The following is a 21336-nucleotide window of genomic DNA, read 5'->3' as shown; positions in this document are numbered from 1 at the left end:
CATTCTTCATCCTGTGTATGCGTGGGTGAGATCAGGATGAAGACGCTTTCCACATTGATCGGGGCCGCCGCCTTGTTCGGCGGCGTTCAGCTGTTTCATGGCGGCGGTGTTGAAGGCATCGGCGAAGAGGCCACGCCGTCCAACACCTACAGGCTGGTCGCCAATGGCGACGAGGGGGCCTGCGCTGTCACGCGCGGCGCCTCGGTCTCGGATGGCTTGTCGCTGCTGGAGGTGGCGCCGAATTGCCACCGGCTCCTGCCGGGCCTCGAGCAGGCGAAATTCTGGCACGAGCAAAACGACGGAACGGTCGCCTTCAGCGCCAACGGCATCGATCCGATCGTCACCTTCGCGGTGGCTGACGGCGACGGCTACGAATCCTACGCCCCGGCGCTACCATTGCTGTCGCTCGCGGCCGATGGTGACTTGAGGCGGCGAGACTGACTACTCGGCCGCGGCCCGCGCGCCGGCTTTCGCAGCGGCATGCAGGCGCACCGCATCGCCGAAAGCGCGAAAAATCTTGGCCGAGTTGCTGTCCGACTTGACCCAGTATTCGGGATGCCATTGCACGCCGACGGCGAAGGCGCGCGCGCCCTTGACCGAAACCGCTTCGACGGTGCCGTCCGTGGCGACAGCCTCGATCTCGAGCTTCGACCCCAGCCGGTCGATCGCCTGGCGATGCAAGGAATTGACCTTGATGTCGCCCGCGCCGAACACGCCGGCCAGGCAACTGCCTGGTTTGATCGAAATGGTCTGGTGAATGGCGAAGCGCTCGTCCTGTTTGTCGCTTACCGCCGCACGGTGGTCCAGCGACCCCACGCGCTCCTGGATCTCGGTGCCCAGCGTACCGCCAAGCGCCACGTTCAGTTCCTGAATGCCGCGGCAGATGGCAAGCAGCGGCACGCCGCGCTCGATCGCCTTGCGGATCAGCGGCAACGTCGTGGAGTCGCGCGCGGTGTCATAGGGGCCATTCGCTTCGCTGGCATCGCCGCCATAGAGCGAGGGGTCGACGTTGGATTTCGAGCCGGTCAGCATGACACCATCGACCGATGACAGGAGTTCGTCGAAATCCAGCCGATCGCCGAACGAGGGCACGAGCAGGGGGAAAACGCCGGCACCTATGATTGCGGCTTCCAGATATTGTTGGGGGGCGGCATGCCAGGTGTAGTTGTCGAATTGACGGACGTCGGTCGATATGGCGACGAGCGGCTGCTGCATTTTGGGTCTGTTTTCCATCTGGCAAGGGATATCCTGCCTTTAAAATAAGCGATCCCCGGGCATTTTTCCAGCCAAGTTTCAGCGCGTCGCATGGGCCACGAAAGCGGCTATTAGACTATAGTTGCAGGCTAGCATGGCTTCGCCGCCAATTACGGCCGCCGTGCTGGACTCGACTCTTTGCCCGTGTATTGTTCCGTGCGAACCGATGCGGGGAGCCGAGGATTTCCCGAGCGTCGGTCTATTGATCCAAAAGGGAGGAACTGCATGGATCGTCGTTCATTCATCCGCAAGGCCGGCGTCACCGGCGTCGGCGCAGCAGCGGCAGCGGCCACGCTCGCCGCACCGGCAATAGCCCAGTCCAATCCCAAGGTGACATGGCGGCTTGCGTCGTCCTTCCCGAAGTCGCTCGACACCATCTATGGCGGGGCCGAAGTGTTCTCCAAGATGCTGTCGGAGGCCACCGACGGCAATTTCCAGATCCAGGTCTTTGCCGCCGGCGAACTCGTCCCTGGCCTCCAGGCCGCCGACGCCACCACGGCCGGTACGGTCGAGGCCTGCCACACGGTGGCATATTATTACTGGGGCAAGGATCCGACATGGGCGCTGGGTGCGGCGGTGCCCTTCTCGCTCAACGCGCGCGGCATGAATGCCTGGCACTACCATGGCGGCGGCATCGACCTGTTCAATGAGTTCCTCGCCACGCAAGGTCTGTTCGGCCTGCCGGGCGGCAACACCGGTGTGCAGATGGGTGGCTGGTTCCGCAAGGAGATCAACACCGTCGCCGACCTCTCCGGCCTCAAGATGCGCATCGGCGGTTTTGCCGGCAAAGTGGTGCAGAAGCTCGGCGTCGTGCCGCAGCAGATCGCCGGCGGCGACATCTACCCGGCGCTGGAAAAGGGCACCATCGATGCCGCCGAATGGGTCGGCCCCTATGACGACGAGAAGCTAGGCTTCTACAAGGTCGCGCCCTATTACTACTATCCCGGCTGGTGGGAAGGCGGCCCGACCGTCCATCTGATGTTCAACAAGGCGAAATATGAAGAACTTTCGCCGACCTACAAGTCGCTGCTGCGCACGTGCGCCCAGGCCGCCGACGCCGACATGCTACAGAAATACGACTATGTGAACCCTCCGGCGGTGAAGCGGCTGGTGGCCGGCGGCGCCAAACTGCGCCCGTTCAGCCAGGAGATCATGGCCGCCTGCTTCGAGAAGGCGAACGAGGTCTATGCCGAAATGGAAGCCTCGAACGCGCCGTTCAAGAAGATCTGGGAATCGATCAAGGGCTTCCGCAAGGAGCACTATCTCTGGGCGCAGGTGGCCGAATACAATTACGACACCTTCATGATGGTCCAGCAGCGCAACGGCAAGCTGTAACGATTTGCCCTAAGTCGGGGTGGCCAACTACAGAAGTTTGCGCCGCCCCTCATCGCCCTGCCGGGCACTTCTCCCCGTATAGCGACGGGGAGAAGGGGCTGGCCGCAACGCCGATGCCTTTCTTGCAAAGAAAGCGATTGGCGAAACCGTCGATGACAGCGCCCCTCTCCCCGTCACTATACGGGGAGAGGATGCCGGCAGGCAGGTGAGGGGCGGCGCCAACATACGGACGGTTTCGAAGACCAACCGCCTACCTTCACTCCGGCACCACCAGCACCTTGACCTCGCCCGGCGCCGGCGGATTGGCGATCACGCCAGGCGCCTCTTCCAGCGACACTTGCCTGGAGATCAGCCGATCGATCTCGATCGCGCCGGACGCGATGAGCGCGGCGGCGCGGCGGTGTGTGTAGGGGTTGAGGAACGAGCCCAGCACTTTCAGCTCCCGGAACAACAAGTCGAAGGGCTCGAATTCCGCCTTCATGCCTTGCGGCGTCACGCCGACGATGACGACGATGCCGCCGGCCCTTGCCAGCCGCATCGACTGCTCGACGGTCTCACGCACACCGGCGCATTCGAACACCACGTCGGCGCCACCGGGCGCCAGGCCGGCCGGACCGGCGATCGCATCGATCACATCGGCGGCTGTGGGATCGACCGTCGCCGTCGCGCCGAGTTCCCTGGCAAGCGCGCGTCGCGAGGCTTGCCTTGTCGACAGGATGATGGTGGTGGCCCCGGCAAGCCGCGCCAGTTGAACGGTGAGCAGGCCGATGACGCCGCCGCCGAGCACGACCACCGAACTGCCTGGCTTGATCCCGGCAAGGTCGACGCCGTGCAGGCAGCAGCCGAGCGGCTCGCAGAAAGCGCCATGCGTCGGTTTCAGATCCGCGGGAAGGACAAAAGCCTGTTTCTGCGGCATCACCAGATAGTCGGCAAAGCCGCCGTCGCGGTGGATGCCGATGGCGGTGAGATTGCTGCACAGATTGACGCGGCCGGCATGGCAATGGCCGCAGCGTCCGCAGGCGATGTTGGGATCGCCAGTGACCCGGTCGCCGACGGCAAAGCCGGAGACGGCATCGCCGACCGCCTCGACGATGCCGGAGAATTCGTGCCCGGGCGTCACCGGCGGCCTGCAGGGGAACTCGCCGTGGAAAAGATGGCGGTCGGTGCCGCAGACACCGCAGGCCTCGATCCGCACCAGGAGCTCGTCCGGGCCGGGAACAGGCTTGGCAACCTCGCGCAGCGCGATGCTGCCCACTTTCTCCAGCCGGACGGCTTTCATGGCGTCTTCCCCTCCGACCTCAGTTGAAATTCGGCGGCTGCGACAGGTCCGGCGCCGGTGCCGCCGGTTTGGCCGGCGGCGCATCGCCGAAATTCGGCGGTTGCGACAGGTCGGGCGTGCCGGGCGCCGCCGGTGCGCCACCGCCATTGGCAGGCGCGCCGCCGCCTTCCGGCGTGCCAAGCGGCGACAGGCTGGGCATTTCCGGCACCTTGTAGTCGATCGTGCCGGAATCGACGGCCGCGCCCTTGTAGCGCATCACCATTTGCGGGAAGGCGATGGTCAGGGCGATCATGATCACCTGGATGCAGACGAACGGCACCGCGCCCCAATAGATCTGGCCCGTCGTCACCGGCGCTATCTGCTTGCCGGTCAGGCGGTCGAGGTAGGGCACGCGCGAGGCGACCGAGCGCAGGTAGAACAGCGCGAAACCGAACGGCGGATGCATGAAGCTGGTCTGCATGTTGACGCCCAGAAGCACGCCGAACCAGATCAGGTCGATGCCGAGCTTGTCGGCGGCCGGCGCCAGCAGCGGCACGATGATGAAGGCCAGTTCGAAGAAATCGAGGAAAAAGGCGAGGAAGAAGACGAGCAAGTTGACGCCGATCAGGAAGCCAACTTCGCCGCCCGGCAGCGAGGTCAAGAGATGCTCGACCCAGATCTGGCCGTTGACCCCGTAGAAGGTCAGCGAGAACACCCGCGCGCCGATCAGGATGAACAGCACGAAGGACGACAGCCGCGTCGTCGAGGCCAGCGCCTGCTTGATCACGTCCATCGACAGCCGGCCCTTCATCGCCGCCATCGCCAGCGCGCCGACCGCGCCCATGGCGCCGCCCTCGGTTGGGGTGGCGATGCCGAGGAAGATAGTGCCGAGCACCAGGAAGATCAGCGCCAACGGCGGGATCAGCACGATCACGACCTGCTGCGCCAGCCGCGACATCATGTTGATTTTCAGACCGCGGTCGAGGATCGCGACGACGTAGATGAAAATAACGCCGACGGTCGCGCCGAGAATGTCGGCATTGTCGCCATGAGCGGGCACCAGGTAACGGTAGGCAGCGTAGGCGATCGCCACGGACGCTACCAATGCGATCAGCAGGGACACCACGCCGTGGCCGAGCGTCCGCGCCTCGAGCGGCAGGGCCGGCATCGACTTTGGCCGGACGATCGACATGATCACGATGTAGAGCGTGTATAGGCCTGTCAGCACCAGGCCGGGGATCAGGGCGCCAGCATACATGTCGCCCACCGAGCGGCCGAGCTGGTCGGCGAGAACGATCAGCACCAGCGACGGCGGGATGATCTGGGCAAGCGTGCCCGACGCCGCGATGACGCCCGATGCCACCCGGCGGTCATAGCCATAGCGCAGCATGATCGGCAGCGAGATCAGGCCCATGGCGATGACGGACGCCGCCACCACGCCGGTGGTCGCCGCCAGCAACGCGCCGACGAAGATCACGGCATAGGCGAGGCCGCCGCGGATCGGTCCGAACAACTGGCCGATCGTGTCGAGCAGGTCCTCGGCCATGCCCGATCGCTCGAGCACGATGCCCATGAAGGTGAAGAATGGGATGGCCAGCAGCGTGTCGTTCGACATCACCCGGCTGCCGTAGAAATTGTCCGGCAGCGCATAGAGCAGCGGCCAGGCGAGATTGATCGCGCCGCCCGAATAGGGCGTCAAGAGCACGCCGATGAAGAAGAACATCAGGCCGTTGGCGGCGAGCGAAAAGGCGACGGGATAGCCGATCAGCATGAACAGGATCAGCGAGGCGAACATGATCGGCGCCATGTTCTGGGCGATGAACTCCATCACGAACGCACCTCTTCGGCGAGCGCCTTGGCTTCGAGTTCGGCCTGTTCGTGCACGGAAATGAACGGGTTCGGATCCTCCATGATGCCGCGCATGATGGCGATCTTCTTGATGATCTCGGAAATCCCTTGCAGCGCGAGCAGGAAAAAGCCGACCAGCAGGATGGCCTTGGCCGGCCACACGATCAAGCCGCCGGCGTTGGTCGACATTTCACCGCTGTGGAAGGAAAGCGACACATAGGGCACGAAATAGAACACCATCAGCGTCACGAACGGCATCAGGAAGAAGACGTGGCCGAAGAGATCGATCCGGTGCTGCACGCGGCGTGAAAACAGGCCGTAGACGATATCGATGCGGATATGCTCGTTCTGCTTCAGCGTGTAGGCGGCGGCCAGCATGAAGGCGCCGCCGAACAGGTACCATTGCAGCTCCAGCCACGCGTTGGACGACGTGTCGAACGCCTTTCGGATGACCGCGTTGGCCGCGCTCACCAGGATCGCCAGCAGGATCAGCCAGGATACCGATTTGCCGATGAATTCGTTGGCGCGATCAATGGCCCTGGATAGAGCGAGAAGCCCTGCCATGCATTCCTCCCTGATGCGGTGACGCGCGATCCCCCTTTTTCGTCGCGCCGCCTGGCCCAACCGTATGCAGTGCGTGGTCCGGTTGGTCAACACGAGGAGGAAGAATGCAGGCCATCGGCCCTTGCGGCACGGTGGAAAACCGCAGCCTGACGAAAGGTCATGCAACCAAAGTCTGACGGGTTCAGACGGCCTTGCCGGTGTCGCGGCCGGCGCCGATCAGGATCAGCATGGCCACCAGGAACAGATACATCCACGCATCGCGCCATTCGACCGGGAAATAGCCGGCCCACAGTGATTCGGCCATGCCGAAAGCGGCCGCGCCCAGCGCGGCCCGTGATGGCGAGAGATAGCCGCCGACAGCCGTCACGAACAGGATCTTCAGGCCATAGACAAGGCCGGAGCCGAAGCTGACATTGCCGTAATAGAGGCTGGCCATGACCCCAGCCAGCGCGGCGCAGGAGCCGCCGAGCAGCACGGCACACCGGAACACGCCACGCACATCGACGCCGCACAGGGCGGCGGCCCTGGGGTCGTCGGAAACGGCGCGCCAGCACCGGCCGAAGTTTGAGCGGGCAAACACCCACGTAGCGAGTGCGACCGCCGCCACGACCACGGCGCAGTCGAGCACCTGGATCAGCGTCAGCGTCGCCTTGAAGCCGGAGCCTTCGGCGAAGACGATGGGCTCGGCCAGCATTGGCGGCAGCCACAGATCATGCGTGTCGGCCGCGATGCGGTTTGCTTCCGACAGGACGAGCAGGATGCCGAGCGTCGTCACCACGATGGCATTGGGCGAGCGGTCGGCCAGCGGTTCGAAGACGCCGCGCGACAGGACATGGCTGATGAGCGCGGCATAGAGGAACGCCGCGACGACGCCGAACAGCACCGAAGCCAACAGCGTCAGCCACAGCACCTGATAGCCGAAGGCGACGCTCAGGATCATTGCCTGGCCGCAGAAGGCAAACAGCGCGCCATAGGCGAGGTTGGTGCGGTGCAGGATGCCGTTGGTCAGCACGTAGCCGAAGGCGAGCAGGGCATAGAGCGCGCCCGAATGCAGCCCGTTCAGCACCTGCTGGAAGAAGTAAAGCATGCTCGACAACTCCAGAAGCATCCCGCCCAGGAGCGGATCGGACAGGAGCGGATCGGACAAAGGCGACCATATCGTGCGCATCCGAGGTTTGCATCGCCTGTTCTAACTTGTCAAATGCGATTTATCGGTTAGATTTTCAGGAATGACAGTTGCCTGGACTCCTCACCGCTTCACCGGCGGCCTGCTCGCGCTCGACACTGCCAACACCGTCGTGCTGCGCGGCGATCCGGAGCGCGCGTTCGACCGCTTCGACGATCCGGCCGAGATAGCCCGCTTCGCCGACGCGGCCAGCGGCTTTCGCGCCGCCGAGCTTGGCGACAGGCGGCTGGCGGTGTCCTCGCCGGCCGCAATCGCGCCCGTCGTGCTCTCGATCCGCGAGACGACCGACCGGCTGTTCCGGGGCGCTGTGTCGAAGGGCGCGCTCGCCACCGCGGAGTTGCCCGAATTCCTGCGGGCCTGCGCCGACGGCCTGGCCGCCGGCCGGACCGAGATCGGGGCGCCGGGACGGCCGTTCGGCGATCCGGACACACCGATCGCCTTCGAGGCGGCGCTGGCGGTTTCAGCCCTCTCACTGCTGCGCGACGACACGGTCGCGAGGCTCAGGATCTGTCCCAACTGCAGCTGGCTGTTCGTCGACAGAAGCCGCAATTCGAGCCGCCTTTGGTGCGACATGGCGGTGTGCGGCAACCGGCAGAAGGCAAGCCGTCACTATCGCCGCCGCAGGGCGGCCAATGAGGTCAGGAATGCCTAGAACTCTCTTCCGCTCGATCGTTGTTGGCGCGGCGCTGGTAGCGGCGATCGCGCTTGGCGCCTGCCGCGATACCGGCGGCGAAGGCAAGCTGTTCGAGGTCTCCGGCAAGATATTCGTCTTCAACTACCGTCTGGCCCGGGCGACCTATGTCGTGACGCTGCGGCCCTTGCAGCCGATGGGCGAGGGTCAGGTGGCGGTCGCCAGCTTCCAGAACCCCGCCGGTGGTGATCCATTCGTGGTCGAGCAGAAGATCTGGCCGAAGCTCGACAAGGTGAGCCTGGAAAGCCCGGCGCTGACCTGCGTCGTCAAGAACAAGCCCTATGCCATCGCCATCAGCATCAAGGGCGCCGACGGCGCGATCCTGCAGACCATCGACACCACCCTGATGTCGACGGAAGATCAGTCCATCCTGCCCGACCGGCCGCTGGTCATCGACCAGCTCTACACGGCCAATCCCGACCTCGCCGGCCATCCCGACGGCAAGCTGCCGGGCGAGCCGAAGCCGGACTGCTCGAAAGCCGGCTGACGGCATCGATTTCGACTGGAATTTTCGTACGCCGTCGCCCTGTTGGCGCACGCTTTCATGCGCGGTCCAGCGTTCGACGGACTGTTTGTTGCGCGTTGGCTGGTCCTTTCGATTTTGTTTGACCTGTCTTGCAAGGAAAGAAAGGATGCGTCATCCGATCCCGACGTTGGCTGCTGCTCGGCGCGGCCTTCGCAGAGGAAATGCCTGATGACGCTGCATGATGTCGCGCTCGACGACAAGTTCGATCTTGGGAAGGAGCGCATCTTCCTGTCCGGCGCACAGGCGGTAATCCGCATGCTCCTGATGCAGCGCGAGCGCGACCGCCGCGCTGGCCTGAACACGGCGGGCTTCGTCTCCGGCTATCGCGGCTCGCCGCTCGGCGGCCTGGATATGCAGCTGTGGAAGGCGAAGAAGCAGCTCGCTGGGGCCGATATCGTCTTCCAGCCCGGCCTCAACGAGGAGCTTGCCGCCACCGCCTGCTGGGGCTCGCAGCAGACGGAACTGCTGGGCGAGGGCACCCATGACGGTGTTTTTTCGGTGTGGTACGGCAAGGGGCCCGGCGTCGATCGTTCAGGTGATGTGTTCCGCCACGCCAATCTCGCCGGCTCGTCCAGACATGGCGGCGTCCTTGCGCTCATGGGCGACGACCACATGGCCGAATCCTCGACCAACGCGCACGCCACCGAATTCCTCTTCGTCGACACCATGGTGCCGATCCTCAACCCGGCCGGCGTCCAGGAGATCATCGACTACGGCCTGTATGGCTTTGCCATGTCGCGCTTCGCCGGCACCTGGGCAGCGATCAAATGCGTCAAGGACAACATCGAATCGACAGCCTCGGTCGATGCCTCGCTCGAACGGCTGAACATCGTCGTGCCGGATTTCGACATGCCGCCGGGCGGCCTCAACATCCGCCACGAGATCGACATGCTCGGCCAGGAAGAGCGGCTGCATGAGCACAAGCGTGCCGCGGCCTCCGCCTTCATCCATGCCAATGGGCTGAACAGGATCGTCTATTCGGGCGGTCGCAACCCGAAGCTCGGCATCATCACCCTGGGCAAGAGCTATCTCGACGTCCGCCAGGCGCTGGAGGATATCGGCATCGACGAGGCGGGAGCCAGCCGGATCGGCGTGCGGCTGTTCAAGGTCGGCTGCCCGTGGCCGCTCGACCTGCAGCACATCGCCGAGTTCGCGCGTGGTCTCGACACCATTGTCGTCGTCGAAGAGAAACGATCGCTGATCGAGGTGCAACTGCGCGAGAGCCTTTATGGCACCGCTTCGCAGCCGGTCATCGTCGGCAAGAAGGACGAGCGCGGCGACTGGCTGTTCCCGGCCAAGGGCGCGCTGGACCCCAACGAGATCGCCATTGCTCTCGGCGACAGGATCGTGAAGACCATCGGCCCTTCCGAAGAGATTTCGGCAAGGGTGGCGAAGCTGCGGCAGTTCCAGGCGATGCTGGCGGATGCCACCGACATCGGTTCGCGCACGCCCTTCTTCTGCTCGGGTTGTCCGCACAATTCCTCGACCAAGGTGCCGGACGGCTCGATCGCCGCCGCCGGCATCGGCTGCCACTTCATGGCACTGTGGATGGACCGCAACACGCTCGGCTTCACCGCCATGGGCGGCGAGGGCGCGCAATGGGTCGGCCAGGCGCCGTTCTCCAGGCGCGACCACATCTTCCAGAATCTCGGCGACGGCACCTACAACCATTCCGGCACGCTGGCGATCCGCTTCGCCCTGTCGAGCGAAGCCAACATCACCTACAAGATCCTCTACAACGACGCCGTCGCCATGACCGGCGGCCAGCCGCATGAGGGCGGGCTGACCGTGGACATGATCGCCAGGCAGGTGCGGGCGGAGGGCGTCGACCGCATCGCGATCGTCACCGACGAGCCTGACAAGTATGCAGGGAAGGCCGAGTTTCCGGCCGGCGCCACCATTCATCACCGCGACGACCTCGATCTCGTCCAGCGCGAGCTGCGCGACGTCAAGGGCGTGTCGATTCTGCTCTACGACCAGACCTGCGCCGCCGAAAAGCGCCGCCGCCGCAAGCGCGGCACCTTTCCCGATCCCGACAAGCGCGTCTTCATCAACGAACTGGTCTGCGAAGGCTGCGGCGATTGCGGCGTGCAGTCGAACTGCGTCTCGATCCAGCCGGTCGAAACCGAATTCGGCCGCAAGCGCAAGATCGACCAGTCGAGCTGCAACAAGGATTTCTCCTGCGTCAACGGCTTCTGCCCGTCCTTCGTCACGGTGCACGGTGCCAAGATCCGCAAGGCCGAAGGCCTGGCCGGCAAGACCGACCCGCTCGAAGGCGTACCGACACCAGCCGAATTCCCGCTCGGCGTCGAGGGCTGGGCGGCGATCATCGACGGCGTCGGCGGCACCGGCGTCGTCACCGTCGGCGCCGTGCTCGGCATGGCGGCGCATCTGGAGGACAAGGGCTGCGGCATGATCGACATGGCCGGCCTCGCCCAGAAGGGCGGTTCTGTGTTCACCCATGTCCGCATCGCCCGCACGCCGGACGATATCCATGCCATCCGTGTCTCAGCGGGGAAAGCCGACCTCGTGCTCGGCTGCGACCTCGTCGTCTCAGGCGCCAAGAAGGTGCTGACCGCGGTGCGCGAGGGTCATACGATATTCCTCGCCAACACCGCCGAGATCATGCCGGGCGAATTTGCCCGATCGGCCGATTTCTCGCTGCCGGTCGAACGCCTGAAGAAGGCGATCCGGTCAGCCGCCGGCGACGACAAGGCGCATTTCTTCGACGCCACCCGCACCGCCACCGCGCTGTTCGGCAATTCGCTCGGCGCCAACATGTTCATGCTCGGCTTTGCCTTCCAGCACGGTGGTCTGCCGCTCTCGGCCGAGGCGGTTGAAAAGGCTATCGAATTGAACGGCGAAGCGGTGGCGATGAACATTGCCGCTTTCCGCTGGGGCCGCCGCGCCGCCCACCAGCCGGATTTCGTGCGCGGTCTCGTCGCCCAGCCGGGGCCAACCTTCGCCGGCAAGGCCGGGCAGGCCGCGCCGGTCGCCGAGACCCTCGACGAGATCATCGCCCGCCGTGTCGCCTTCCTCGCCGCCTATCAGAACGCTGCTTACGGCAGACGCTACGCCGACAGGATTTCGACGCTGCGAGCGGCGGAAACGAAGGCCATGCCGGGTTCGACCGACGTGACCGGGGCCGCCGCCAAAAGCCTGTTCAAGCTGATGGCGATCAAGGACGAATACGAGGTGGCGCGGCTCTACACCGACGGCTCCTTCGCCGCCGAGCTTGGCAAGCAGTTCCAGAGCTACGAGAAACTCGAATTCCATCTCGCGCCGCCGATCATGGGGCGCCGCGGCAATGACGGCAAGCCGAGGAAATCGAGCTTCGGCCCTTGGATGATGAAGGGCTTTCGCCTGCTGGCGGCGATGAAAGGCCTGCGCGGCACGGCTTTCGACCTGTTCGGCTACACCGCCGAGCGGCGCATGGAGCGGCAATTGCTGGCGCAGTACGAAGCCGATCTACAGCTCGTGGCCAGCTCGCTGGCGCCGGGCAAGATCGAGGCCGCGGTAGCCCTGGTCTCGGTCCCGGCGCTGATCCGCGGCTATGGCCATGTCCGGCAGGCAAGCGCCGAAAAGGCTGCGGGCGAGCGCTCCAGACTGCTCCAGCGGCTGACCCAAACGATGCCGATACCGGTTCTCAGTGCCGCTGAGTGATTCCCCCACCAAAGCCTTTTTCGGGCTGTAAGGCCCTCTCGCCTTGGCAGGCGGACCGAAGCCGTTGCTTAACCCACTGTTCTAAGCCTTTCTTAAGGCGGTTGTGGCATGACAAGGCCTAGCGTTGGGCCGACCATATGGGCAAAACAAAGACCGAAAGCATCCCCGCGGATGTTTATATCCAATTTGTGCGGTCGTTGTTCGACAACGCGCACATGTTGGTGATTGGTGGCGCGTGCTACTGGATCCTCGGGTTCATGATTTATCTGCGCACGCAAAATCCGTTGTTTCTGGCCTTTTCATTTATTCTACTGCCGATCAGCCTTCTCCGCTATTTCGGTATCCGCAGCTTCCTGAAGACGGGCGGCGTGATTGCCGATGTCGAACACGCACACCGATTGGAGCGCAGCTACATCTTCAAGGGCTGCTTACAGGGCCTCGGTTTGGGTGCGCTGTGCTTCGTGTCGATCTATGTGTATCCCGACCCATTCGCCGAACTGGCGGCGATGTCGCTGACGTTGGCAACCCTGGTCACGGTTGTCGCCCGCAACTACGGTTCTCCGCGCATGGTGCGGATTTTTTCGGTAACCTTCATCGGTCCGATGGCACTTGCGCTCCTGCTGCGTCAGGATGCGCCGTCTGTCGTCCTCGGTCTGATGATCTTCCCGATGACGTTCATTACCATCAATAGCGCCGACCATGTTCGCAATGTGCTGTTTTCCGCGGTCATCGGCCACCAGCAGGCGAAAAGCATAACGCGCAGGTTCGACCGCGCGCTCAACACCATGTCGCACGGCCTAGTCATGCTCGGCCCTGACGGGCGCGTCGCGGTCGCCAACGCCGAGGCCGCTCACCTGATGTCGCTGAAATCGGCCGACGCGCTGCTCGGGCGCTCCATCCACGGCCTTCTGATGCGCGGCGTCGCCGGCGGCATGCTGGCGTCGAAGGACTGCCGCTACGTCGAGGCGCAGCTGACGCGCGCCCTGCGCGAGGGCAGGGACCGCAAGGTGCTTGTCTCGCTCGCCAACGGTCAACATTACGAATTCTCCGCGCGCGAAGGCAGCCTGGAACTCGGCGTGATCACCTTCGAGGATGTCACGGCGCGCGTCGAAGCGGAGGAAAAGATCCGGTTCATGGCGCGCTACGACAATCTCACCGGCCTTCCCAACCGCGCCTATTTTCACGAACTGGTGGGCGAGCTGATGGTCTCCGGCGACCGCGATCGCCTGTGCGGCCTCGCGGTGATCGACCTCGACGATTTCAAGAGCGTCAACGACACGCTCGGTCATCCTGTCGGCGACGGCCTGATCTACGCCGTGGCCGAGCGGCTGGCGGCCATCGCCGGGCAAGGCCTTACCGTCAGCCGCTTCGGCGGCGACGAGTTCATGCTGTTCTTCGATCGCATCGATGACGACAGCCACCTGGCGAGCCTGCTCGACGGGATTTTCGCCGAGCTGCAGGGAGAGGTCGACGTCGCGGGCCATGGGTTGCGGATCCAGGCCAGCGCCGGCGCGGTGCTGTCCAAGGTCGGCGAAAGCGATGTCGACGGCATGATCGTCAAGGCGGACCTGGCACTCTACAAGGCCAAGGAGCTCGGCAAGAACGGTTGGCGGCTGTTCGAGGCGGCGATGGACGCCGCGTTCCGCAACCGCCAGCTGATGAAGGCGGATCTGCGCAGCGCCGTGGAAAGCAAGGGCCTGCGGGTCGTCTACCAGCCGATCGTGGCGATGAACACCATGCGCATCGCCAGCTGCGAGGCGCTTTGCCGCTGGGACCATCCCGATATTGGGCCGATCTCGCCCGGCATCTTCATTCCGCTGGCCGAGGAGATGGGAATCATCTCCGAGATCAGCACCTTCGTGCTCCATGCGGCTTGCACCGAATGCGCCAAATGGCCTGACCAGACCAGCGTCTCGGTCAACCTTTCGGCCAGGGATTTCCGCAACCGCGACGTCATCCAGAAGGTCCGCGATGCGTTGGCGAACTCCGGCCTCGCCGCCGACCGCCTCGAGATCGAAGTCACCGAAACCGCGCTGCTCGACGACAAATCCTTGACGCGCCAATATATCGAGGAGCTGAAGCAGCTTGGCGTTCGCATCGCCCTCGACGATTTCGGCACCGGCTATTCAAGCCTGAGCTATCTCCACAAGCTGCCTCTCGACAAGATCAAGATCGACCGGTCGTTCGTGATCGACGTCACCCAGAATCCGCGTTCGCTCGAGCTGTTGAAGGGCGTCGTCGACCTGACCCGCATCCTTGGACTCACCGTCACCATCGAAGGCGTGGAGACGTTCGAGCAGCTCAAGATCCTCATGCAGTCGGTGAAGCCGGATCTTGTCCAAGGCTTCCTGTTCGGCGCAGCGCTCAGCGCGTCGGGTATCGAGACGATGTCGAACGTCACCTGGCCATTTGCCGCGGATCTGCGTGTCGTCACCAAGCGCACAGCCGGCTAGCTTTCGCCGCAAATTCCCGCCCATCGGAGTCAATAATGTGCGTTGCTTGGATCGTGCGGCGGGCTCGTACGAACCAGCATATTTGAGCACATTTGGTAGCGACTTGGAACAAATCCAAGCAAAGCGCTCAGTAGCTTTCACGCGGACTTGGATATGGACGCCAAAACTGCTCCTTTAGCTAGCACCACTCTGCCGCCAGAATCTCCGGTTGTTAAGGTTAACAAGTGGTAAATCGGCAGGGTCGAATTTTCGGCTTGTGTCTCATTTCAACTCGAATAGCCTGTTCAGAGGCGGATACGAGGACTTGAGAATGGATGCTGCGAGAAACGATGCGCGGGCTGGCGCCGGCGCAAATGCTGGGTCGGCGCTGAACCATTCGATCATGCAATTGCTGGAGCATGTCGACTATCGTCTCATCACTGGAGGCGAGGATCTGGAGGCGATCTACCGCCTTCGCTATCAATCCTACCTGCAATCGGGCATGTGCGGCCCGATCGCCAGCGGGATGTTCGAGGATCGCTGGGACAATCTGCCGAATTCCTATCGGTTCGGCGTCTACTTCGATGGACACCTAGTCAGCACACTACGGCTCCACTACCTTTCCCGAGAGCACCCTCATTCGCCGTCCGTCGACGCCTATCCGGAAATATTGGCCGAGCGGCTTGCCCGCGGAGAGACGTTCATCGACGGGACTCGCTTCGCAACCGATGCCGACAGTGCGCCCGCGCCCGGAGTCCTGCCTTTTCTGACGCTCAGACTAGGCATGGTGGCCGCAAGTTACTTTAACCTCACGGCAGTGCTTACGCCGATCAAGATCGAGCATTCCGCTTACTATGCTCGCATCTTCCATGCCATTCAGAGGACAGAGGGCAAGGTGTTCCCGGGTGTTCTTGCGCCGATCGCTCTGTTCGAAATCCCCTGCGGCGAAAACTTGCGCCAGACACTCGAACGGTTCCCGTTCTTTAAGTCGACGGCGGTGGAGCAGCGGATGATGTTCGCCAATCCGGCCATCAACCGGCTGACGCCGCTGTCCATCGTACCGACGGCGAAATACTATCGCGACGCTGCCTGAACGGGTGCCTTCCTGGCATCATGAACCTTTCCCGCGGATTCGCCGTTATGAGTAGCGGCATCGCCATCGAGTATCGCCGCAATTCTGCCCAACGGGCGTTTCGCCCCGGGCTCATGTCGCATTGTTCGTGGGAAGGAATACGGTCATGACCATCCACTCGCTCGCGCTCACGCCGCTGATCTCGCTGATCGCCGGCGTGCTGATTCTGATCATGCCGCGGCTGTTGAACTACATCGTCGCGCTCTATCTGATTGTCGTTGGACTGCTGGGCTTGTTCCCGCATCTGGCCAGCTGAGACAGCCGGGCAAGCGTGCCGCAGAATCGCGGAATGCCCGGATCGGCCGCCAGTTTCAATTTTCCCTTGAGGCAGTTGTCGGCTGCGATGCGGCAATAGCGCCATTGCTCTCCGCTCGGCTTTTCGCTATGTGCCTGAAAGATGTCTTCGAAGGGGTATTCCTATGGCTAAGCACACGCCGAGCGGTCCTGTAGAACTGGGCGCGAAGATGGACTATGCCGAGCATGACCGCACCTATGCGGGCTTCCTGGCGCTGGCCAAATACGGTTCGCTCTTCTGCGGCGCGCTCCTTCTGGCGATGGCTTTCGGCTTCTTCGCGGGCGGCTTCTTCTCTGCGCTGATCCTGTTCGTCCTGATCATGGCCGTCGGCGCCTTCATTCTGCGATAGACCTTCCAAAACCCTCTTGCGGTTGACGTAGCCGGATATCCCGGTCGACACGTCGCGCAGACAGGTTCCAGCCGAAAGGATCATGCGGTGGGACAGACGGTTTTCATCCCTCGTGAGCTCGACGCGAACGAGCCGCGTGTCGCGGCATCGCCCGATACGGTGAAACGGCTGGCCGGCCTGGGTTTCGACGTTATCGTCGAAGCCGGTGCCGGCACCCGCTCGCGTATCCCCGACGAGGAGTTTGCCAAGGCAGGCGCTGCCATCGGCAAGGCCTCGAATGCCGGCAAGGCCGATGTCGTGCTGAAGGTCCGCCGGCCGACGGATGCCGAGCTGAAGAATTACAAAGCCGGTGCTGCGGTGATCGCCATCATGGACCCCTACGGCAACGATGCTGAAGTCGCAGCTCTTGCCAAAGCCGGCGTCACCGCGTTCTCGATGGAGTTCATGCCGCGCATCACCCGCGCGCAATCGATGGACGTGCTGTCCAGCCAGGCCAATCTTGCCGGCTACCAGGCGGTGATCGACGGCGCCGCCGAATATGACCGGGCGCTGCCGATGATGATGACGGCCGCGGGCACGGTGCCGGCGGCGAAGGTCTTCATCATGGGTGTCGGCGTCGCCGGCCTGCAGGCGATCGCCACCGCGCGCCGTCTCGGCGCGGTGGTTACCGCCACCGACGTTCGGCCCGCCGCCAAGGAACAAGTCGCCTCGCTCGGCGCAAAATTCCTCGCCGTCGAGGACGAGGAGTTCAAGGCCGCCGAGACCGCCGGCGGCTACGCCAAGGAAATGTCCAGGGAATACCAGGCCAAGCAGGCGGCGCTTACCGCCGAGCACATCGCCAAGCAGGACATCGTCATCACCACGGCGCTGATTCCCGGCCGGCCGGCGCCGAAGCTTGTCTCGGCGGCCATGGTTGCCTCGATGAAGCCGGGCTCGGTGATCGTCGACCTCGCCGTCGAGCGCGGCGGCAATGTCGAGGGCGCCGAGGCCGGCAAGATCGTCACCACCGCCAACAATGTGAAGATCGTCGGCCATCTCAACGTGCCAGGCCGCATCGCGGCATCCGCCTCGCTGCTCTATGCCAGGAACCTGTTCGCCTTCCTCGAGACGCTAGTCGACAAGACCACCAAGTCGCTCGCCATCAACCGTGATGACGACCTGGTCAAGGCGACGATGCTGACCGATGGCGGCAAGGTCGTTCATCCGGCCTTCGCCAAGGCCGACCAGCAGCCTTATATCGAGCCGCCCGCGATCCCGGCCACGACCATGGTCGCCGATGCTTCGGCTGCGCCGAAGAAGTCCGCGCCCCGGAAGACCGCCGCATCCAAGTCACCCTCGCCGAAGCCGAAAGGGACCGCGTGATGGATCAGACCTTGCAGAAAGCACTGGACCAGCTCGACCAGGCGAGCGCCGCCGTCAGGCTCGCTGTTCAAAACCTGGCCAATGCCCCGGGCGGCACTGAGGCCGCCGGTAACGCCGCGCACGCGCTGTCGGGCGGTGCCATCGACCCCTTCGTCTTCCGTTTCGCCATCTTCATTCTGGCGATCTTCGTCGGCTACTACGTCGTCTGGTCGGTGACCCCCGCACTGCACACGCCGCTTATGGCGGTCACCAACGCCATTTCCTCGGTTATCGTCGTCGGCGCGCTGCTCGCCGTCGGGATCGCGGCTTCCGGCGTCGCCGCCGGCTTCGGCTTCGTCGCGCTGATGCTGGTCTCGGTCAACATCTTCGGCGGCTTCCTCGTCACCCAGCGCATGCTGGCCATGTACAAGAAGAAGGACAAGTAGAGCGCCATGAACGCCAACTTCGCGTCCTTCCTCTATCTGGTGTCCGGCGTCCTGTTCATCATGGCGCTGCGCGGCCTGTCGCACCCGACAACCAGCCGCCAGGGCAATCTCTACGGCATGATCGGCATGGGCATCGCCATTGCCACCACGCTGGCGCTGGCAACCCCGTCCGCCGGCCGCTTCGGCCTGATCGTGCTTGGTCTCGCCATCGGCGGCGGCGTCGGCGCCGTTACCGCGCGGCGCATCGCCATGACCTCGATGCCGCAACTGGTCGCAGCCTTCCACAGCCTGGTCGGCCTTGCCGCCGTCATGGTCGCGGCCGCGGCCATCTATGCGCCAGAGAGCTTCGGCATCGGCACCGCGGGCGACATCCACGCCCAGGCCCTGATCGAGATGAGCCTGGGCGTCGCCATCGGCGCCATCACCTTCACCGGCTCGGTCATCGCCTTTCTGAAGCTCGACGGCCGCATGTCCGGCAAGCCGATCATGATCGGCGGCCGCCATTTCATCAACGCAGCGCTGGGTATCGCCCTGATCGTGCTGATCGTGCTTTTGGTCGCCACCGAGGCCAAGCTGGTGTTCTGGCTGATCGTCGCCGCCTCGCTGGTGCTCGGCGTGCTCCTGATCATCCCGATCGGCGGTGCCGACATGCCGGTCGTCGTCTCGATGCTGAATTCTTACTCGGGCTGGGCAGCGGCCGCACTCGGCTTCACGCTCGGCAACCTGGCGCTGATCATCACCGGCGCGCTGGTCGGCTCGTCGGGCGCGATCCTGTCCTACATCATGTGCAAGGGCATGAACCGAAGCTTCATCTCGGTCATCCTCGGCGGTTTCGGCGGCGAAACGGCGGCAGCAGCCGATGATGGCATCGAACGCACCGTCAAGCAGGGTTCGGCCGACGACGCCGCCTACCTGATGATGAACGCGCAGAAGGTCATCATCGTGCCGGGTTACGGCATGGCGGTCGCCCAGGCGCAGCACGCGTTGCGCGAAATGGCCGACAAGCTCAAGGCCAATGGCGTCGACGTCAAATACGCCATCCACCCGGTCGCCGGCCGCATGCCCGGCCATATGAACGTGTTGCTCGCCGAAGCCAACGTGCCTTACGACGAAGTGTTCGAGCTTGAGGATATCAACTCGGAGTTTGCCCAGGCCGACGTCGCCTATGTCATCGGTGCCAACGACGTTACCAACCCTTCGGCCCGCGACGACAAGTCGTCCCCAATCTACGGCATGCCGATCCTCGATGTCGACAAGGCGCGCACCTGCCTGTTCGTCAAGCGCTCGCTCGGCTCCGGCTATGCCGGCATCGACAACACGCTGTTCTACAAGGATGGCACCATGATGCTGCTCGGCGACGCCAAGAAGATGACCGAAGAAATCGTCAAGGCGATGGACCACTGATCCGGCCGATCTGACCGTTGAATCATAGAGCCCGGTCGATGCCGGCCTCTATGATTCTGGCGTGATGCTGCCTTCACCGTTGCTTAGTCGTCGGTGAACTATCCGCAAGGCTTTGATCTGGTTTCCTAATCGGCGAGGAATGCGGGAATAGCGTTGCAACATTTGCGGTGTCTGGTTGCCGTTTTCTTGCAATTCGATTTGACGATTCCCTTGTGCGCCGATGCGTGATTCACTCGTTTTGGCGGGCGAATCGAGGGGACGGCGAATGTCCAGGCCACGCGAGAAGCGCGAGACGGGAGAGCAGGACCTGTTCCGCTCCAGGCTCGATCAGATCATCAACATGAAGCACGAGTTGGTGCGGCTGGCGCAGGCGATCGACTGGCCGGTGCTGGAGGAGCGTTTCGGCGCGGTCTATTCGGACGGTCCTGGCATGCCGCCCTTGCCGACGCGACTGATGGCGGGCCTTGCGATCCTGAAGCACACTTTCGACTTGTCGGACGAGGAGCTGTGCGCCCGCTGGGTGGAGAACCCCTACTTCCAGTATCTGTGCGGTGAAGAGTTCTTCCGCCACGAGCTCTCCTTCGAGCGCTCATCGATGACGCGCTGGCGCCAGCGCATGGGCGAGGAGCCGATCACGGCGCTCCTGCAAGAAAGCCTGGCGGTGGCGGTCAAGAGCGGAGCGATGAAGCCGGCCGATACGCGCCGGGTGATCGTCGACACGACCGTGCAGCCGAAGAACGTGATGTTCCCCACCGACGCCAAGCTCGTCAATCGGGCGCGCGAGCGGCTGGTGCGGCTGGCCAAGAAGGCGGGGCTCGATTTGCGCCAGACCTACGTGCGGGTCGGCAAGCTGGCGCTGATCAAGCACCAGCGCTACGCGCACGCCAAGCAGTTCAAGCGGGCCAACAAGGCGCTGCGCAAGCTCAAGACCTATCTCGGCCGCACCATTCGCGACATCTCCCGCCGGATCACCGGCCAAACGGACCTCGAGGCGAGCTTCAAGTGGCCGCTCTACCAGGCCTCGGCGGTTCTGGAGCAACGTCAGCGCCAGCGCGGCCGCAAAATCTACAGCCTGCACGCCCATGAGGTCGAGTGCATCGGCAAGGGCAAGGCGCATGCCCCTTACGAGTTCGGCGTCAAGGTCTCGATCGCCACGACGCTCGAACGCTCGAAGGGCGGCCAGTTCGCCCTGCACGCTAAGGCACTGCCCGGCAATCCCTATGACGGCCATACGCTCGCGACCGTTATCCCCGACATGGAAAAGACCATCGGCAACGAAATCGGCCGCATCCTCGCCGACGCCGGATATCGCGGCCACAACGCACCTGAAAGCCACAAGCTCAGGGTCTTCACCGCCGGCCAGAAGCGCCGCGTCACACCTGCCATCAAGCGTCAGATGCGCAGGCGATCGGCAGTCGAACCCGTCATCGGCCACATCAAGGCCGAGCACCGCATGGGCCGCAACTACCTCGCCGGCGAACAGGGCGACGCCATCAACGCCATCCTCGCCGCCGCCGGCTACAACTTCTCGCTCCTGATCAAATGGTTCAGGCTGCTTTTGTGGCTTCTCATCACAGCACTCCAAAGCCGCCCCAGATCCAGCGCAGCCTGA

Annotated in this window: 18 protein-coding genes; 13 read left to right on the top strand and 5 right to left on the bottom strand. The window is 63.7% G+C overall.

Annotated features, from left to right (window positions below):
- Positions 1 to 36: 36 nt before the first annotated feature.
- On the top strand, positions 37 to 441 hold the full coding sequence (locus tag FJ970_RS01545; RefSeq protein WP_140757107.1) for a hypothetical protein: 405 nt from the start codon (positions 37 to 39) through the stop codon (positions 439 to 441).
- Here FJ970_RS01545 and FJ970_RS01540 read toward each other — a convergent pair whose 3' ends face one another.
- On the bottom strand, positions 442 to 1215 hold the full coding sequence (locus FJ970_RS01540) for a gamma-glutamyl-gamma-aminobutyrate hydrolase family protein (RefSeq protein WP_140757420.1): 774 nt from the start codon (positions 1213 to 1215) through the stop codon (positions 442 to 444).
- A 264-nt stretch (positions 1216 to 1479) separates the two neighbouring features.
- Here FJ970_RS01540 and FJ970_RS01535 point away from each other — a divergent pair, with 264 nt between their 5' ends.
- Entirely contained in the window at positions 1480 to 2589 is a 1110-nt protein-coding gene (locus tag FJ970_RS01535) for a TRAP transporter substrate-binding protein (RefSeq protein WP_140757105.1), read from the top strand.
- A gap of 256 nt (positions 2590 to 2845) precedes the next feature.
- Here FJ970_RS01535 and FJ970_RS01530 read toward each other — a convergent pair whose 3' ends face one another.
- From FJ970_RS01530 to FJ970_RS01515, 4 genes are all read right to left on the bottom strand, one after another.
- Positions 2846 to 3868 carry a zinc-dependent alcohol dehydrogenase family protein gene (locus FJ970_RS01530; protein WP_140757103.1) on the bottom strand — a complete coding sequence of 341 codons (1023 nt, stop codon included), beginning with the start codon at positions 3866 to 3868 and terminating at the stop codon, positions 2846 to 2848.
- Positions 3869 to 3887: 19 nt separating this feature from the next.
- On the bottom strand, positions 3888 to 5675 hold the full coding sequence (locus FJ970_RS01525) for a TRAP transporter large permease (RefSeq protein WP_140757419.1): 1788 nt from the start codon (positions 5673 to 5675) through the stop codon (positions 3888 to 3890).
- A complete protein-coding gene (locus tag FJ970_RS01520; protein ID WP_140757101.1) occupies positions 5675 to 6259 on the bottom strand; it encodes a TRAP transporter small permease subunit in 585 nt (194 codons plus the stop codon). Before FJ970_RS01520 ends, FJ970_RS01525 begins: the two co-directional genes overlap by 1 nt.
- Before the next feature lie 181 nt (positions 6260 to 6440).
- Positions 6441 to 7346 (bottom strand): branched-chain amino acid ABC transporter permease, encoded by a 906-nt coding sequence (locus tag FJ970_RS01515; RefSeq protein WP_140757099.1) that lies wholly within the window; start codon positions 7344 to 7346, stop codon positions 6441 to 6443.
- A gap of 142 nt (positions 7347 to 7488) precedes the next feature.
- On the opposite strand from FJ970_RS01515, the gene FJ970_RS01510 reads away from it, so the two are divergent.
- The 11 genes from FJ970_RS01510 to FJ970_RS01460 all read left to right on the top strand — a co-directional run bounded on the left by FJ970_RS01510 (position 7489) and on the right by FJ970_RS01460 (position 21336).
- Positions 7489 to 8097 (top strand): CGNR zinc finger domain-containing protein, encoded by a 609-nt coding sequence (locus tag FJ970_RS01510; protein WP_140757097.1) that lies wholly within the window; start codon positions 7489 to 7491, stop codon positions 8095 to 8097.
- Positions 8090 to 8623, top strand: coding sequence for a hypothetical protein (locus tag FJ970_RS01505; RefSeq protein ID WP_415752025.1), 534 nt, complete (start codon positions 8090 to 8092; stop codon positions 8621 to 8623). Before FJ970_RS01510 ends, FJ970_RS01505 begins: the two co-directional genes overlap by 8 nt.
- A 207-nt stretch (positions 8624 to 8830) precedes the next feature.
- Positions 8831 to 12325: an indolepyruvate ferredoxin oxidoreductase family protein gene (locus FJ970_RS01500; protein ID WP_140757093.1), complete on the top strand. Its 3495-nt coding sequence runs from the start codon at positions 8831 to 8833 to the stop codon at positions 12323 to 12325.
- A 137-nt stretch (positions 12326 to 12462) separates the two neighbouring features.
- Positions 12463 to 14778, top strand: a complete 2316-nt coding sequence (locus FJ970_RS01495) for a putative bifunctional diguanylate cyclase/phosphodiesterase (RefSeq protein ID WP_140757091.1) — start codon at positions 12463 to 12465, stop codon at positions 14776 to 14778.
- A 310-nt stretch (positions 14779 to 15088) separates the two neighbouring features.
- On the top strand, positions 15089 to 15850 hold the full coding sequence (locus FJ970_RS01490) for an N-acyl amino acid synthase FeeM domain-containing protein (protein ID WP_140757089.1): 762 nt from the start codon (positions 15089 to 15091) through the stop codon (positions 15848 to 15850).
- A gap of 145 nt (positions 15851 to 15995) precedes the next feature.
- Positions 15996 to 16145: a DUF3096 domain-containing protein gene (locus FJ970_RS01485; RefSeq protein WP_140757087.1), complete on the top strand. Its 150-nt coding sequence runs from the start codon at positions 15996 to 15998 to the stop codon at positions 16143 to 16145.
- A gap of 163 nt (positions 16146 to 16308) precedes the next feature.
- Positions 16309 to 16533: an aa3-type cytochrome c oxidase subunit IV gene (locus FJ970_RS01480; protein ID WP_140757085.1), complete on the top strand. Its 225-nt coding sequence runs from the start codon at positions 16309 to 16311 to the stop codon at positions 16531 to 16533.
- Between the two features lie 87 nt (positions 16534 to 16620).
- Positions 16621 to 17895, top strand: a complete 1275-nt coding sequence (locus FJ970_RS01475; protein WP_140757083.1) for a Re/Si-specific NAD(P)(+) transhydrogenase subunit alpha — start codon at positions 16621 to 16623, stop codon at positions 17893 to 17895.
- On the top strand, positions 17895 to 18320 hold the full coding sequence (locus FJ970_RS01470) for an NAD(P) transhydrogenase subunit alpha (protein ID WP_140757081.1): 426 nt from the start codon (positions 17895 to 17897) through the stop codon (positions 18318 to 18320). The genes FJ970_RS01475 and FJ970_RS01470 overlap by 1 nt, the downstream gene beginning before the upstream one ends.
- A gap of 6 nt (positions 18321 to 18326) precedes the next feature.
- Complete coding sequence (locus tag FJ970_RS01465; protein WP_140757079.1) at positions 18327 to 19724, top strand: NAD(P)(+) transhydrogenase (Re/Si-specific) subunit beta; 1398 nt, start codon at positions 18327 to 18329, stop codon at positions 19722 to 19724.
- A 265-nt stretch (positions 19725 to 19989) separates the two neighbouring features.
- Positions 19990 to 21336 (top strand): IS5 family transposase, encoded by a 1347-nt coding sequence (locus tag FJ970_RS01460; protein ID WP_227791889.1) that lies wholly within the window; start codon positions 19990 to 19992, stop codon positions 21334 to 21336.

The organism is Mesorhizobium sp. B2-1-8, assembly GCF_006442545.2.
Taxonomy (GTDB): Bacteria; Pseudomonadota; Alphaproteobacteria; order Rhizobiales; family Rhizobiaceae; genus Mesorhizobium.
The sequence above is the reverse complement of the archived record's forward strand: the minus strand, read 5'-3'. Positions and strand labels throughout refer to the sequence as shown.